The sequence below is a fragment of the Sphingomonas sp. OK281 genome, from assembly GCF_900115295.1.
Classification (GTDB): Bacteria; Pseudomonadota; Alphaproteobacteria; order Sphingomonadales; family Sphingomonadaceae; genus Sphingomonas.
On the sequence record NZ_FOVZ01000002.1, the window covers coordinates 623,301 to 638,917 of the forward strand.

Below are 15,617 nucleotides of genomic sequence, written 5' to 3' on the forward strand. Positions count from 1 at the left end.
ATTTCCCTGAAGATATCCGCCGCACAACGCGCCGCCTCCGCCATTGTGCCGCACGATAATGGAGCGCGCTTCAAGGTTCGCGAGCCGCGTCTCCGTCCTCTTCTCGAAAACACATCGAAAAGGGTTCCGTATGCGTCGTCTCCTGCTGACCACCACCTGCCTGTTCGCGGTAACGACGAGCGCCCAGGCGCAGACCGTGATCGACACCAAGCGGACCGACGCGGTGCGGACCTCGACGATCAAGGCCGGCGCCCCCGACAATATCCGCATCGCCGCCGCGGGTTCGGTGACGCCGACCACCGGCACCGCGGTCACCATCGACAGCGTCAACTCGGTCACCAACGAAGGGACGATCCAGGTCACCAACGCCGACGGATCGACCGGCATCCTCGCCAACGCCGGCACTGGCGGCGGGATCACCAACGCGGCTGCCGGCAAGATCATCATCGACGAAAGCTATGTCGCGACCGACACGGACAAGGACGGCGACCTCGACGGCCCGTTCGCGGCGGGCACCGGACGCACCGGCATCCGCACCGCGGGTGCGTACACCGGCGCGATCGTCAACAGCGGCGCGATCACCGTGAAGGGCAACAACTCCGCCGGAATCTGGCTCGGCGGGCCGCTGACCGGCGCCTTCACGCATAACGGCCAGACATCGGTCACCGGCAACGGATCGACCGGCGTGCGGATCGCCGACGTCACCGGCAACGTCCGGCTCGCGGGCACGATCGCTGCGATCGGGCAGGGCGCGGTCGCCGCGCGCGTCGATGGCGACATCGCGGGCGCGCTGGTGGTGCAGGGCGCGCTCGGCTCGACCGGCTATCGCTATGCGACGGCGCCGGCTGATACGACCAAGCTCGATGCCGACGACCTGTTGCAGGGAGGATCCGCGCTGGTCGTCGCGGGCAACGTTTCGGGCGGAATCATCTTCGCCATCCCGCCGAAGGACGCGAGCACGACCGATACCGACGAGGACAAGGACGGTCTTCCCGACGCTACCGAGGGCTCGGCGGCGGTCACCTCGTTCGGCGCGGCGCCAGCGGTGCAAATCGGATCGGCCACGCGGACGGTCGCGATCGGTGCGGTGGCGGGAACGGGGACCGGCTACGGCCTGATCGTCGACGGCGGTATCGCGGGCAGCGGTGTCTATGGTGGTGTCGAGGGCAACGGCCTAGCGATCGGTGGCCTCGGCGGCGCGGTGACGATCGCGGGCGGGATCGGCATCAACGGCACCGTGGCGGCAACCGCGAACGGCGCGAGTGCGACCGCGTTGAAGCTTGGCGCGGGGGCATCGACCCCTGAGATCCGTAATGCCGGCACGATCTCCGCGGCAGGCGGCGGTACGACAGCATCGCGTTCGACGGCGGTCCTGGTCGACACCGGCGCATCCGTCGCCACGATCCGCAACAGTGGTACGATCAAGGCGACCGCGCAGGCCGCCGACGGCACCGCGATCGCCATCCTCGATCGGTCGGGCACCGTCACGCTGGTCGAGAACAGCGGCGGGATCGGCGCGTCGGGCGCGCTTGCGACGTCCGAGCGCAACGTCGCGATCGGCCTTTCGGCGAACACGACCGGCACGATCGTTCGCCAGACCGCAGTCGCGACCGGCATCGCAGCGCCAGCGATCGTCGGCGACGTGCGCTTCGGCAGCGGCAACGACGTGTTCGACGTCGCGGACGGTACGGTCGCCGGTACCGCGCGCTTCGGCAGCGGCAACAACCGCCTCGCGCTTTCGGGCGACGCCAATTTCACCGGCGGCGCAGTGTTCGGTGCAGGCAACGACGCACTCACGCTCGCGGGGACTTCGGTGTTCAGCGGCGCGGCGGACTTTGGCGGCGGTACCGACACGCTGACGCTCGGCGGCACGTCGCGCTTCTCCGGCACGCTCGCCAATGCCGGTGGCCTTGCGGTCGCGGTCAGCGGCGGTACGCTCGACATCACCAAGGCAGCATCGATCGCGTCCTTGTCGGTCGGCAGCGGTGGTGTGTTGGCGGTAACGCTCGACAAGACCGGCGGCACAGGCACGATGATCCAGGTCGCGGGCACGGCCGCGTTCGACAAGGATTCGAAGCTCGCATTGAAGCTCACCAGTGTCGTCGATGCGGAGGGCCGCTACACCGTCCTGCGCGCCGGCAGTTTGACGGGCGCCGTCAACCTTACCGCGACCACGACGTTGCTCCCGTTCCTCTACAAGGGCAGCATCGCGACCGGCACGGGGAACGATCTCGCGGTCGACGTCCTGCGTAAATCGTCGACCGAACTGGGGCTCAACCGCTCCCAGGCGTCGGCCTATGACGCGATCTACAAGGCGCTCGGCAACGACGCCAAGGTCGGCGGCGCGTTTCTCAACATCACCGACGGCGACGCGTTCCGCGGCTCGGTCCGCCAGATGCTGCCCGACCATGCCGGCGGCACGTTCGAGGCGGTCACGATGGGCTCGCGCGCGACCGCCCGCGTGCTCGCCGACCCGCACGGCCCGTTCAAGGACGAGGGCAAATGGGGCTATTGGGTGACGCAGGTCGCCTGGGGGACGTCGAAGAGCGTCGCCGATACGGCAGGCTATGACATCAGCGGCTGGGGCGTCTCGGCAGGCGCGGAGTACAAGACCGGCGTGGGTAACTTCGGCACCTCGCTCGCGTATCTGCACGGGCAGGATGCGGACGACGGCACGGACAATGAAGTGAATTCTGACCAGTATGAGCTGGCCGGATACTGGCGCGGGCGTTGGGGCAGGCTGCAGGCTAATGCGCGCGCGTCGGGCGCCAAGATCAAGTTCGACGGCTCGCGGCAGTTCACCGGCGCTGTCGGCAGCGAGGCAGTTGCCCGGACCGCGAAGGGCGACTGGGATGGCACGCTTTACGCAGCGTCCGGCGGGATTTCGTACGAAGCGGGCAAGGGCAAGCTGATCTTTCGCCCGGTGCTCTCGATCGATTACTACAAGCTCAAGGAGGACGGCTATAGCGAGACCGGCGGCGGCAAGGCGGTCGACCTCGTCGTCCGGTCGCGGACCAGCGACGAACTCGCGGTCACCGGCAGCGGCGCGCTGGGGCTGAACTTCGGTGGTCCCGACTATCAGGATGGCTGGTTCCGCGTCGAGGCCGAGGGCGGGCGCCGGCAGATCGTCGGAGGTGGGCTTGGCGCAACCACCGCGTCGTTCGAGGGCGGCCAGTCGTTTACGCTGACCCCCGACAAGCGCACCAGCGGCTGGGTCGGCAAGCTGCGCGGCGTCGGTGGCAACGGCCTTTTCCGGATGGGCGGCGAGTTCAACGCCGAGCAGCAGCAGGGCCGGGTCGCGCTGTCGCTGCGCGCGAACTTCCAGATCGGACTGTAGGTTGCCGTTCTAGGGGCGGCACTTTTCGGGGCTGGAATGGCTCGATTCCGCCCCCGGACTGTTATCGGCGCATAGCGAGGAGCGAATACCATGGCCGAAGACCGTCTGAACATCGACACCAAGACTCTCGAGGACAATAGCGACCTGCGGCAGGTCGAGTTCGAGGCCGAGGTGAGCGAGGAACGCTATCAGTTCGCCGTCCAGTACGACGTGCTCGAGGCGCTCAGCACGGTGTCGCCCGAGGGCGATGCGGTGGCGATCTTCCGGCAGCACGCGGACGAGATCGCCGAACTGGGCGTCGTCGCGCTGGCACGCGATCCCGACCAGGAGATCGTCGTGATCAGCGAGAACGATCTGGACTAGCGCCGTCTTCCGGACGATCCTGCCGGTAGATCCGGCGGTGTCGTCCGGAACGATGGGAGAGCGATGATGAAACCGATCTGGATGGGCGCGGCCGCGGCGATGACGATCGCGACGGGGACGATCGCGACGGGAACGATGCAGGCGCAGGCGCAGAAGGCCAGCCCCGAAATCGCCAAGGCGCTGGCCGATCCCGCGCGCGCCGATCAGCAGGGCGACGACGCGCGGCGCAAGGCGGCTGAGGTGGTGGCGTTCTCGGGTCTCAAACCAGGCAACGTCGTCGTCGATTACCTGCCGGGCGCTGGGTATTGGACGCGCATCTTCACCGGCGTCGTCGGTCCCAAGGGGCATGTCTATGCCGTGTGGCCAGCGGCAGGCGCCAAATATGCCACCAAGTCGTTGCCGGCACTGCAGGCTCGTGGTCTCGCCAACGTGACCGCCGAGGTTCAGGCGACTAACCTGCCGACGTCGCCCAAGCCGGTCGACGTCTTCTGGACCGCGCAGAACTATCACGACATTCCGAACAACGGCGCGGGCGAACCGGCGCTGCGCGCGTTCGACACCGCGGTGTTCCGGATGCTCAAGCGCGGGGGCACCTATATCGTCATCGATCATGCCGACGCACCGGGCAGCGGGATGACCGGCACCGAGACGCGTCACCGGATCGATCCGGCAGCGGTGAAGGCGCAGGTCCAGGCGGCAGGCTTTAAGTTCGTCGGTGAATCGACCGTCCTGCGCAATCCTGCGGACGACCACAGCAAGGCCGTCTTCGATCCTGAAATCCGCGGCAAGACGGACCAGTTCGTCTACAAGTTCCGCAAGCCGTAGAGGCAGCACTGTCGACCGGGGGGCGATCGACGCTCCCCGGCGATTGTCCGCTAGCCTAGCCGCTCTGCACCCGCGGCCCTGACGTGCGCGATTGTCGGATAACCGTTCACCGCCATCAGCAGGTCGGCCTCGGCCAGGATGCATTTCAGCACGTGCGCGGCGCCATTCGCACCGTCGAGCGCCAGCCCGTATGTGTAGGGCCGCCCGATACCGACCGCCGTCGCGCCGAGTGCGAGCGCCTTGACCACGTCGCTGCCCGATCGGATGCCTGAATCGAACAGCACCGGCACGTCGCCGCTCGCCGCGACCACCGCGGGCAGCATGTCGATCGCGGCGATCCCGCCATTCGCCTGGCGCCCGCCATGGTTGGAGCAATAGATCGCATCCGCCCCCAGATCGATCGCCCGCCTGGCGTCGTCGGGATGGCAGATGCCCTTCAGGACGATCGGCAAGCGCGTCAGCGATCGCAGCCACGGCATGTCGTCCCACGTCAGCACCTTGCCGAACGTGCCTGCCCATTGCCGGACGGCGGCGGGCAGGTCCTCGCGTGGAGGCTTGGTAAGCATCGCGCGGAATACCGGGTCGCTGAAGTAGTTTTCCAGCACATGGCCACGCAGTTGCGGGAAATTGGCGGCATTCAGGTCGCGCGGGCGCCAGCCGGTGACCCAGGTATCGAGCGTGACGACGATCGCCTTGTAGCCCGCCGCCTCGGCGCGGCCGACGAGGCTCTCGGTCAGCGCTTTGTCCTTGGGCGTGTAGAGCTGGAAGAACCCCGGGGTATCGCCCAGCGCGCCGGCCACCGTCTCGAGCGGATCGTTCGACAGCGTCGACTGGATCAGCGGGACGCCGGTCATCGCGGCCGCGCTCGCTGCGGCGACGTCGCCATGCCCGTCTTGCGTGCACATCCCGTTGATTCCGACCGGGCTCATGAAGATCGGGCTGAGCAGCGTCATCCCGAACAGCTCGATCGACAGGTCCCGGTGCGTGCAGTCGACCATCATCCGCGGCGTCATGCCCCAGTGGCGGAACGCGTCGGCATTCTGGCGCTGCGTGAATTCGTCCCCGCACCCGCCCTGGAGATAGCCGAGAACCGATGGTGGCAATGCCGCCGCGGCGCGCGCCTCCAGCCATGCGAAGTCGACCGGGACAGTCGGCACGACCCCGGCTAGCCCGGCGAAATAGATCGCGTTCTGGTAATCGCCGTAATGCGGCATCGTTATACTCCGAAGCGTATCGCGGTCAGTCCCGATAGCCAGGATTGACCCGGTCGAGCTTGCGCAGCAACGCCGGCCAGGCGAGCCCGTCGGCGAGCATCCGCATGCCCGTCCCGCTGGACTGGCCCTCGACCTTCTCGGCCACGCCCTGGTTCGGGTTGTTCAGGTTTTCGCGGCCGGCGCTCAGCATCAGCACCTGCGCCTCGCACGCGCGCTCCAGGAAATACATCCGCAGAAACGCCTGCGGCACCGATTCCCCGACGGTCAGCGTGCCGTGATTGCGCAGGATCATCGCGTTCTTCATGCCGAGGTCCGCGACGAGCCGCTCGCGTTCCTCCAACTCGGTCGCGATGCCCTCGAAGTCGTGATAGGCCACGTCGTGCCCGGCGATCATCGCGGTCTGGGTATGCGGTAGCAGCCCCTCGGCCATGGCCGACACCGCCTGCCCGTGCGGCGTGTGGAGATGCAGCACCGCGACCGCATCGTCGCGCCCGCTATGGATCGCCGAATGGATCACGAAGCCCGCGCGGTTGACCGGCGCCGGCGTGTCCATGACCTTGTTGCCGTCGACGTCGATCTTCACCAGCGACGATGCGGTGATCTCCTCGAACATGTGAGTGTACGGATTGATCAGGAAATGATGGTCCGGCCCCGGCACGCGCGCCGACAGATGCGTGAAGATCAAATCGTCCCAGCCATATAGCGCAACCAGCCGGTAGGCGGCGGCAAGATCGACGCGCAGCGCCCATTCTTCCGGCGAAACCTGATCCTGTACGGTCGTGACCGACTTGAGTGCCGTCGCCATCATCCATCTCCTGTTGCCGCGCCGTTGCTGCGGTCGTTGACCCCCTGATACGCCGCGCTTCTCGCAAAGAGTGTCACCATGGCGACAATCTCGAAAATTCGCGTATCGTGACGATATGCACGACGAAAATCTCGACATGCTGGAGAGCGATTCCTGGTTCAGCGGGATAGCCCCCGGTCGCCGCGCGCTGCTGTTGCGCGAAGCTCGAACCGAGCGACTGGCGAATGGGGCGAGAATCTACGGACCGGGCGATCCGCCTAACGGACTATGGGCGGTGCTCCACGGTCAGGTCCGGCTGAAGAGCCTGTCGGCCAATGGCGGCGAATTGCTCGCGCTGATCGTCCGCCCGGGAACATGGTTCGGCGAACTCTCGACGCTAGACGGACATCCGAGACCGCATGACGCGATCGCGTTCGGCCCGACATCGCTGCTCCACATCGCGATGCCGGCCTTCGGACGGGCCGCCACCGCCGACCCCGAACTCTACCGCGATCTAGGCCTGCTGGTCTGCGCGCACCAGCGTACCGCGTTGCGGTTCATCACGCAGAGTATCGGCCAGTCGATCCGGGCGCGGCTGGCGCAGGCGTTGATCCGCGCCTCCTCGGCGGGGGAGGGCGGGGTGAACATACGACAGGAGGAGCTAGCCGCCGTCGTCGGTATCGCACGACAGACGCTCAATCGACATCTCAAGCGATTCGAGCGGGATAGGCTCGTCGCCATATCCTATGCGCAGATCAGGATACTCGACCCCGCCGGGCTGCAGGGCATCGCCCTGGAGTAAGGCTCAGCGGAACCGAGACCCGGTGACGCCGCCGGGAATTGCGTGCATGGCGGCGGTTGGTCCGGGCAGGCGGCATGGGCATAAGAGGATGATGGTTTGCGCAACGCGAGACTGACGAACGGCGACGGCTTGCGTCCTGCCGAAAACGGCTCGAGCGACCGGCCATGACCCCGCTGACGACCGACCGCCCCGACGAGCAGACACGTGCCCGTCCCGATTGCCACCAGGCGATCAGTATCCTCGACCTGTTCACGATCGGGATCGGGCCGTCGAGTTCCCATACCGTCGGGCCGATGCGTGCTGCATGGTTGTTCGCCGATCTGGTCGCGGACGAGCAGCCGGTGGCGGTGCGCGTCGATCTGTACGGCTCGCTGGCGCTGACCGGGCGGGGGCATGCGACCGACAGCGCGGTAATGCTGGGCCTGAGCGGTGCGCAGCCCGAGACGATCGATCCCGACCTGATCCCGGTGCGGCTGGCGGCGATCCGGTCGAGCGGGCGGCTGATGCTGGCGGAGCGGGTCGAGATCGGGTTCGAGGAGAGCCAGCACCTCCTGTTTCATTCGAAGACCTTCCTGCCGGGGCATCCCAATGCGGTGACCTTCACCGCGTCGTTCGGCGATGGGCGGAGCGTGCAACGCACCTATTTCTCGATCGGTGGCGGTGCGATCGTCGAGGCGGGGTCGGGGCCGGTCAAGGCCAACATCCTGTTGCCGCGGCCGTTCTCGTCGGGCGCGGAACTGCTCGCGACCGGCGACGCGACGGGGATGACGATCGCCGACATCGTCCGCGAGAACGAGATCGCCTGGCGGCCGGAGAGCGAGACCGATGCGTTCCTCGATGCCGTCCGTGGCGCCATGTTCGCGTCGATCGATCGGGGGTGTCGGCAGGGTGGTATCCTGCCGGGCGGGCTGAAGGTACCGCGTCGGGCGAAGGCGTTGTTCGAGGGCTTGCAGGCACGCGACACCGCGGCGGATCCTTCCGCGGTGTTCGAATGGGTCAGCCTGTATGCGCTGGCCGTGAACGAGGAGAATGCCGCGGGGGGCCGCGTCGTCACGGCTCCCACCAACGGCGCGGCGGGCGTGTTGCCGGCGGTGCTGCGGTTCTACGAGACGTTCACCAAGGACCCGACGCCGAAGGGCGCGCACGACTTCCTGCTGACCGCGGCGGCAATCGGCTTCCTCTATAAGAAGCGCGCGTCGATCTCGGCGGCGGAGATGGGGTGCCAGGGCGAGGTCGGCGTCGCGTGCTCGATGGCGGCCGGCGCGCTGGTCGCGGCACTCGGCGGGACCAATGCGCAAATCGAGAATGCGGCCGAGATCGGCATGGAGCATAACCTCGGCCTCACCTGCGATCCGATCGGCGGGCTGGTCCAGATCCCGTGCATCGAGCGCAATACGATGGGCGCGATCAAGGCGATCAACGCCGCCTATCTGGCACTTCGCGGCGACGGTCGCCATATCGTCAGCCTCGATGCGGTGATCGAGACGATGCGCCAGACCGGTGAGGACATGCGCTCGCAATATAAGGAGACGTCGCTTGGTGGCCTGGCCGTCAATGTCGTCGAATGCTGAAGGATTTCCCATGACTGCCCCGACGAACCCGCTTCTCGATACGCTGTCGCTGCCCCGTTTCGCCGAGCTGTCGCCCGACCAGATCGCGCCTGCGCTCGACGAGGCGATCACGCGGCATGAGGCGATGGTCGAGGCGCTGACGACCGCGCGGCCGACCGATTTCGCGGGCGCGTGGCTGCCATACGAGCGCGCGAATACCGAGATCGGCGCGATCTGGTCGGCGGTGTCGCATCTGCACGGCGTCGCGGACACCCCCGAGCTGCGCGCGGCGTATTCGGAGGGGCAGAAGCGGCTTGTCGAGAACGACATGAAGGTCGGGCAGAACCGCGATCTGTACGAGGTGTTCGTCGCGCTGAGCGTGTCGCCCGAGTTTGCCGACTTGGCCGTCGAAGACCGGGTCGCGGTCGAGCAGGCGATCCGCGACTTCACGCTGTCGGGCGTGGCGCTGGAGCCCGAGGCGCGAGACCGGTTCAGCGCAATTTCGGTCGAGCTGTCGGGCCTGTCGAACGAGTTCGGCAGCGCAGTGCTGGATGCGACCGATGCGTGGTCGGAACTGGTGACGGACGAGGCGGATCTCGCGGGGATCTCGGCCGCCGACAAGGCGATGTTCGCGGATGCCGCCAAGGCGAAGGGGCAGGCGGGCTGGCTGGTCACGCTGCAACAGCCGAGCGTCAACGCGGTGCTGACCTTCGCCGAAAACCGCGAGCTGCGCGCGCGCATGTACCGCGCGTTCGCGACACGCGCGTCGGACCAGGGGCCGAACGCGGGCGAGTTCGACAACAGTGCGCGGATCGCACGCATCCTCGAACTGCGGCATGAGGGTGCCAAGCTGCTCGGCTTCACCGATCCGGTTGCGTGGTCGCTGGAGACCAAGATGGCCCCCAATGGCGCCGAGGTGATCGCGTTCCTGCGCGATCTGGCGCGGCGGGCGAAGCCGGCGGCGGAGCGTGATCTCGCCGAACTGAAGACTTTCGCCGCCGAGCAGCTCGGGATCGCCGATTTCGAGCCGTGGGATGCGGGTTTCGTGTCGAACCGGTTGCGGCAGGATCGCTATGCGGTCGATGCGCAGGTGGTGAAGGCGTATTTCCCGGTCGAGCGCGTGATGGAGGGCTGGCAGACGCTGATGCAGCGGCTGTTCGGGATCAAGCTGGTCGAGCGCGACGACGTGTCGCTGTATCACGATGATGCGCGGTTCTTCGACGTGGTGGACGAGAGCGGCACGGTGTTCGCCGGGCTGTATCTCGACCTGCACGCCCGGACCGGCAAGCGTGGCGGCGCGTGGATGGCGCAGGCGCGGCCGCGGTTGCACGACGGCAACACCGTGACGGTGCCGGTCGCGTATCTCGTCTGCAACTTCGCGCCCGATGGCGGCGAGACGCCGTCGCTGCTGAGCCACAACGACGTGACGACGCTGCTGCACGAGACGGGGCACTGCATCCACCTGCTCTTCACCAAGGTGAACCGGCCGAGCATCGCCGGCACCAACGGTTTCGAGTGGGACGCGATCGAGCTGCCGAGCCAGTTGATGGAGGATTTCGCCTGGGACAAGGACGTGCTGACCGGCATGTCCGGCCACTACAAGACCGGCGAGACGCTCCCCGCCGACCTGTTCGAGCGGATGGTGAAGGCGCGGCATTTCCAGGCGGGGATGTTCATCCTGCGTCAGGTCGAGTTCGCGCTGTTCGACCTGCTGCTGCATCTCGGGACGATGGGCAGCGACCCGATCGAGGTGATCGAGGCGGTGCGCGACGAGGTGGCGGTGATCCGCCCGCCCGCATGGCACCGCTTCCCGCACGCGTTCAGCCACATTTTCGCGGGCGGTTATGCGTCGGGCTATTACAGCTATCTCTACGCGGAATTGCTCGCGGCGGATGGCTTCGAGGCGTTCGCGGAGGCTGGCCTGGTCGATCGCAAGACCGGCGACCGGTTCCGTGAGGAAGTTCTCGCGCGCGGCGCGACGCGGCCCGCGGCGGAGAGCTTCCGCGCGTTCCGTGGACGCGATCCCGAGCCGACCGCGATGCTGGTCCGTCACGGGCTGCAATGACGCCTGCAATGACGGGGAAGCGCGTCGACCGGCGCTGGTTGTCGGAGGCGGTGCGGCGGATCGAGGCGGACTATAACCGGTCCGCCGACACGCATCTGATCCGTGTCGATTTGCCGCGATACCCCGGTATCGTGCTGTACCTGAAGGACGAGAGTTCGCACCCGACCGGCAGCCTCAAGCACCGGCTCGCGCGCTCGCTGTTCCTGTACGCGCTGTGCAACGAATGGATCGGGCCGGAGACGACGGTGATCGAATCCTCGTCGGGATCGACCGCGGTGTCGGAGGCGTATTTCGCGAAAATGCTGGGGCTGCGGTTCATTGCCGTAGTGCCCGCGACGACCGCCAAGCCCAAGCTCGACGCGATCCGCTTTCACGGCGGCGAGATCCACATGGTCGACGATCCGCGCACCGTCTACGCGGTGTCGCACCGGCTCGCGGCCGAAACCGGCGGGCATTATCTCGACCAGTTCACCTATGCCGAGCGCGCGACCGACTGGCGCGGCAACAACAATATCGCCGAAAGCATCTTCGCGCAAATGGCGGAGGAGGAGCATCCGTGCCCGTCCTGGATCGTCTGCGGCGCGGGGACCGGCGGCACGTCGGCGACGATAGGGCGCTTCATCCGCTATTGCCGGCACGACACGAAACTCTGCGTCGCCGACCCGGTGCACTCGGTGTTCCATCGCCATTTCGAGGACCGATCGGTGGTCGCGTTGCCGGAAGGGTGCGCGTCGCGGATCGAGGGAATCGGGCGGCCGCGGGTCGAGCCGAGCTTCGTGCCGAGCGTGATCGACCGGATGATCGCGGTCGAGGACGCTGACAGCATCGGTGCGATGCGCGCGCTGTCCGACCGGCTCGGCCGGCGCGTCGGCGGCTCGACCGGGACCAACCTCTGGGCCTGCGCGCAGATCGTCGAGGAGATGGCGGCGGCGGGTGAAACGGGGAGCATCGTCACGCTGTTGTGCGATGGCGGCGATCGCTATGGCTGCACCTATTACGACGACGCATGGCTCGACGATCGCGGCGTCGCGTGGACCGGGGCAGCGGCGCGGATGACGCAATTTCTGGGCTGAGTAACCGATGACCACATGGCAGTTCTGGATCGACCGCGGCGGCACGTTCACCGACGTCGTCGCGCGGCAGCCCGACGGACGGATCGTCACCGCCAAGCTGCTGTCGGAAGATCCCGAGCGTTATGATGATGCGGCAGTCGAGGCGATCCGGCTGCTGACCGACGGCGCGGACGTGCCGCTGGAACTGCGGATCGGCACGACGGTCGCGACCAACGCGCTGCTCGAGCGCAAGGGCGAGCCGACGTGTCTCGCGATCACCCGCGGGTTCGGCGATGCGCTGCTGATCGGCCACCAGGAACGGTCCGACATCTTCGCGCGCGACGTGAACCGCCCACCGCCGCTGTTCGCGCATGTGGTGGAGATCGAGGAGCGGGTCGGCGCGGAGGGCGACGTGCTCCGGCCGCTCGACGTGGATGCGGCGCGCGCGGACTTGCAGACGGCATTCGATAGCGGTTTGCGCGCGGTCGCGATCGTCCTCATGCATGGCTATCGCTTCACCGCGCACGAGGAGGCCCTGGCGGCAATCGCGGCCGAGATCGGCTTCGCGCAAATCTCGGTCAGCCACCGCGTCGCGCCGCTGATCAAGCTGATCGGGCGTGGCGATACGACCGTCGTCGACGCGTATCTGTCGCCGGTCGTCGATCGCTATGTCGCGGGCCTGAGCGACGCGCTGGGGCAGGGCGCGTTGTTCATGCAGTCGTCGGGCGGACTGGTCGACGGCGCAGGCTTTCGCGGCAAGGACGCGATCCTGTCGGGGCCGGCGGGCGGCATCGTCGGCATGGCCGCGACCGCGCGCGAGGCCGGGTTCGAGCACATCATCGGCTTCGACATGGGCGGCACCTCGACCGACGTGTCGCACTACGCCGGGACGTACGAGCGTGACACCGAGACGCTGATCGCCGGCGCTCGCATCCGCGCGCCGATGCTGCGGATCCACACGGTGGCCGCAGGCGGCGGTTCGATCTGTCGGTTCGATGGCGAGCGGTTGATCGTGGGGCCTGAAAGCGCGGGCGCTGTGCCAGGTCCGGCATGTTATCGTCGTGGGGGGCCGCTGACGGTGACCGACTGCAATGTAGTGCTCGGCAAGGTTCGCCCCGAATTCTTCCCGGCACTGTTCGGACCGGCAGGCGACCAGCCGCTCGATGCCGAGGCGGTGACCGCCCGGTTCTCAGAATTGCCGCTCGATCCGCAGGTCGCGGCGGAAGGGTTCGTCGCGGTCGCGGTGGCCAACATGGCGAATGCGATCCGGACGATCTCCGTGGCGCGCGGGCATGACGTGACGCGCTACACGCTCGCCTGCTTCGGTGGAGCCGGGGGGCAGCATGCGTGTCTCGTCGCCGACGCGCTGGCGATGGACCGGGTGATGATTCATCCGCTGGCGGGTGTGCTGTCGGCGTACGGCATGGGCCTCGCCGATCGCCGGGTTCTCCGAGAGGCTACGTCGGGCGCGGCGTTCACGAATTCCGCTGAGATCGCCGCTGCGTTGGACGGGCTAGCGGAGGCTGCGCGCGAAGCATTGGTAGCGCAGGGCGTCACGCCGGACGACGTTCGGATCGAGCAGCGCGTGCATCTGCGTCGAGGCCAGACCGACCACACCATCGAACTCGATCTCGACGAACCGGCCGCGATGATCGCCGCGTTCGACGCCGCACACATCGCGCAGTTCGGGTTTGCCAGCGAAGCACCGCTGATCGCCGACCGGATCGTCGCCGAGGCGATCGCCGAGAGTCCGCCGATCGACGACGCGCTCGTCGCGTTCCCCGAAGAGCCAGCCGCGCCCCTGTCCGTCGCCCCCGTCTACATGGCCGGCGCTTGGCACGACACGCCCGTCCTGGCGCGCGAAGGCCTCCCCGCCGGCCACGCCATCGATGGCCCGGCACTGATTCTCGACAGCGTCTCGACCACCATCGTCGAGCCCGGCTGGCGCGCGCGCGTCGATCCGATCGGCAATCTGGTCCTCGACCGCATCGCCCCCCGTGTCGGCGCGAGTATCGGTACTGAATCCGATCCGGTACGCCTCGCGATCTTCGCCGGCCTGTTCATGAGCATTGCCGAGGAGATGGGCGCCGCCCTCCAGCGCTCCGCCGCCTCGGTCAACATCCGCGAACGGCTCGACTTCAGTTGCGCGCTGTTCGACGCGCACGGCAATCTCGTCGCCAACGCGCCGCACATCCCCGTCCATCTGGGCTCGATGGGCGAGAGCATCCGCACGATCATCGACGCGCGAGGGGGCGGCGCAGACGGCCGCGGTATCCGCCGCGGTGACGCCTATGCGCTCAACGCGCCGTATCGTGGCGGCACGCACCTCCCCGACATCACCGTCATCATGCCGGTGTTCGCAGATGATAGCGACGCGCCCGCGTTCTTCGTAGCCGCCCGCGGCCATCACGCGGACGTCGGCGGCATCACCCCCGGATCGATGCCGCCCGAAAGCCGCTCGGTCGAGGAAGAGGGCGTGCTGCTCGACGACGTGCTGGTGGTCGACGAAGGACGCTTCCTCGAAGCGGAGATGCGCGCGCTGTTCGCCAGCGGGCTTTATCCCGCGCGCAACATCGACCAGAACATCGCCGATCTCGCCGCACAGTTGGCAGCCTGCACGCGTGGCGCGACTGGTCTCACACGACTCGCGAACGAGTACGGCACGGACGTCGTCGCGGCCTATATGGAGCACGTCCAGGCCAACGCCGAGGCCGCAGTCCGCCGCCTGATCGCAACGCTAGACGATGGCGCGTTCGCCTATGAGATGGACGACGGCGGAGTCGTCCGCGTGGCAGTCCGCGTCGACCGCGAGGCCGGGACAATGGTCATCGACTTTGCGGGCACCAGTGAGCAGCGCCCGACCAATTTCAACGCCCCCGTCTCGATCGTCCGCGCTGCCGTGCTCTACGTCGTTCGCGCGCTGATCGACGAGGCGGTACCGCTCAACGACGGCTGCCTGCGCGGCGTGACGATCCGCGTGCCCGAAGGCTCGATGCTCAACCCGCGCTACCCGGCCGCGGTCGTCGCCGGCAATGTCGAGACGAGCCAGGTCGTCACCGACGCGCTGTTCGGTGCGCTCGGCGCGATGGCGGCGAGCCAGGGGACGATGAACAACTTCACCTTCGGCAACGACACGCACCAATATTACGAGACGATCGCCGGCGGCGCAGGCGCGGGCCCGGGCTTCGACGGCGCCTCGGTGATCCAGACGCACATGACCAACAGCCGCCTGACCGACCCCGAGATCTTCGAGACGCGCTTCCCCGTGCTGCTGGAAGAATTCTCGATCCGCCGCGGCTCGGGCGGTGCGGGCGCGCACCACGGCGGCGACGGCGCGACGCGGCGCGTGCGCTTCCTCGAAGAGATGACCGCCTGCATCCTCGCCAACCGCCGCCGTGTCCCCCCGTTCGGCATGGCTGGCGGCACGATCGGGGGTTTGGGAGGCGCATGGGTCGAGCGCGCCGATGGCAGCGTCGAACGGCTCGGTTCCACCGCCAACGTCGCCATGTCCGCTGGCGACGTGTTCGTGATCGAGACGCCCGGCGGCGGCGGTTTCGGCGCGTAAAATTCGCCCAGGGCTTTAGTCCGGCCACCACGATGTCCCGACATCACGGCACCTGCAGCC

Annotated in this window: 10 protein-coding genes; 8 read left to right on the forward strand and 2 right to left on the reverse strand. The window is 67.6% G+C overall.

Annotation, left to right across the window (positions count from 1 at the left end):
- Window positions 1-130: 130 nt before the first annotated feature.
- The 3 genes from BM244_RS09020 to BM244_RS09030 all read left to right on the forward strand — a co-directional run bounded on the left by BM244_RS09020 (window position 131) and on the right by BM244_RS09030 (window position 4,525).
- Window positions 131-3,337 carry an autotransporter outer membrane beta-barrel domain-containing protein gene (locus tag BM244_RS09020; RefSeq protein ID WP_093398598.1) on the forward strand — a complete coding sequence of 1,069 codons (3,207 nt, stop codon included), beginning with the start codon at window positions 131-133 and terminating at the stop codon, window positions 3,335-3,337.
- Window positions 3,338-3,427: 90 nt separating this feature from the next.
- Complete coding sequence (locus BM244_RS09025; protein ID WP_093398599.1) at window positions 3,428-3,700, forward strand: DUF1488 family protein; 273 nt, start codon at window positions 3,428-3,430, stop codon at window positions 3,698-3,700.
- A gap of 66 nt (window positions 3,701-3,766) precedes the next feature.
- Entirely contained in the window at window positions 3,767-4,525 is a 759-nt protein-coding gene (locus BM244_RS09030) for a class I SAM-dependent methyltransferase (protein WP_254784360.1), read from the forward strand.
- Window positions 4,526-4,575: 50 nt separating this feature from the next.
- Here BM244_RS09030 and BM244_RS09035 read toward each other — a convergent pair whose 3' ends face one another.
- Together BM244_RS09035 and BM244_RS09040 are read right to left on the reverse strand one after the other, a co-directional pair.
- The gene (locus tag BM244_RS09035) at window positions 4,576-5,739 is read right to left on the reverse strand and encodes an alpha-hydroxy-acid oxidizing protein (protein ID WP_093398600.1); all 1,164 of its coding nucleotides are present in this window, start codon (window positions 5,737-5,739) and stop codon (window positions 4,576-4,578) included.
- Window positions 5,740-5,764: 25 nt separating this feature from the next.
- A complete protein-coding gene (locus tag BM244_RS09040; protein ID WP_093399060.1) occupies window positions 5,765-6,544 on the reverse strand; it encodes a class II aldolase/adducin family protein in 780 nt (259 codons plus the stop codon).
- A gap of 115 nt (window positions 6,545-6,659) precedes the next feature.
- Here BM244_RS09040 and BM244_RS09045 point away from each other — a divergent pair, with 115 nt between their 5' ends.
- From BM244_RS09045 to BM244_RS09065, 5 genes are all read left to right on the forward strand, one after another.
- Window positions 6,660-7,325 carry a Crp/Fnr family transcriptional regulator gene (locus tag BM244_RS09045; protein WP_093398601.1) on the forward strand — a complete coding sequence of 222 codons (666 nt, stop codon included), beginning with the start codon at window positions 6,660-6,662 and terminating at the stop codon, window positions 7,323-7,325.
- A gap of 164 nt (window positions 7,326-7,489) precedes the next feature.
- The gene (locus BM244_RS09050) at window positions 7,490-8,896 is read left to right on the forward strand and encodes an L-serine ammonia-lyase (RefSeq protein ID WP_093398602.1); all 1,407 of its coding nucleotides are present in this window, start codon (window positions 7,490-7,492) and stop codon (window positions 8,894-8,896) included.
- Between the two features lie 10 nt (window positions 8,897-8,906).
- Window positions 8,907-10,940 (forward strand): M3 family metallopeptidase, encoded by a 2,034-nt coding sequence (locus BM244_RS09055; protein ID WP_093398603.1) that lies wholly within the window; start codon window positions 8,907-8,909, stop codon window positions 10,938-10,940.
- An 8-nt stretch (window positions 10,941-10,948) separates the two neighbouring features.
- A complete protein-coding gene (locus tag BM244_RS09060; RefSeq protein ID WP_093398604.1) occupies window positions 10,949-12,013 on the forward strand; it encodes a PLP-dependent cysteine synthase family protein in 1,065 nt (354 codons plus the stop codon).
- 7 nt (window positions 12,014-12,020) lie between these two features.
- Complete coding sequence (locus BM244_RS09065) at window positions 12,021-15,557, forward strand: hydantoinase B/oxoprolinase family protein (RefSeq protein ID WP_093398605.1); 3,537 nt, start codon at window positions 12,021-12,023, stop codon at window positions 15,555-15,557.
- The last annotated feature ends 60 nt before the right edge of the window (window positions 15,558-15,617 follow it).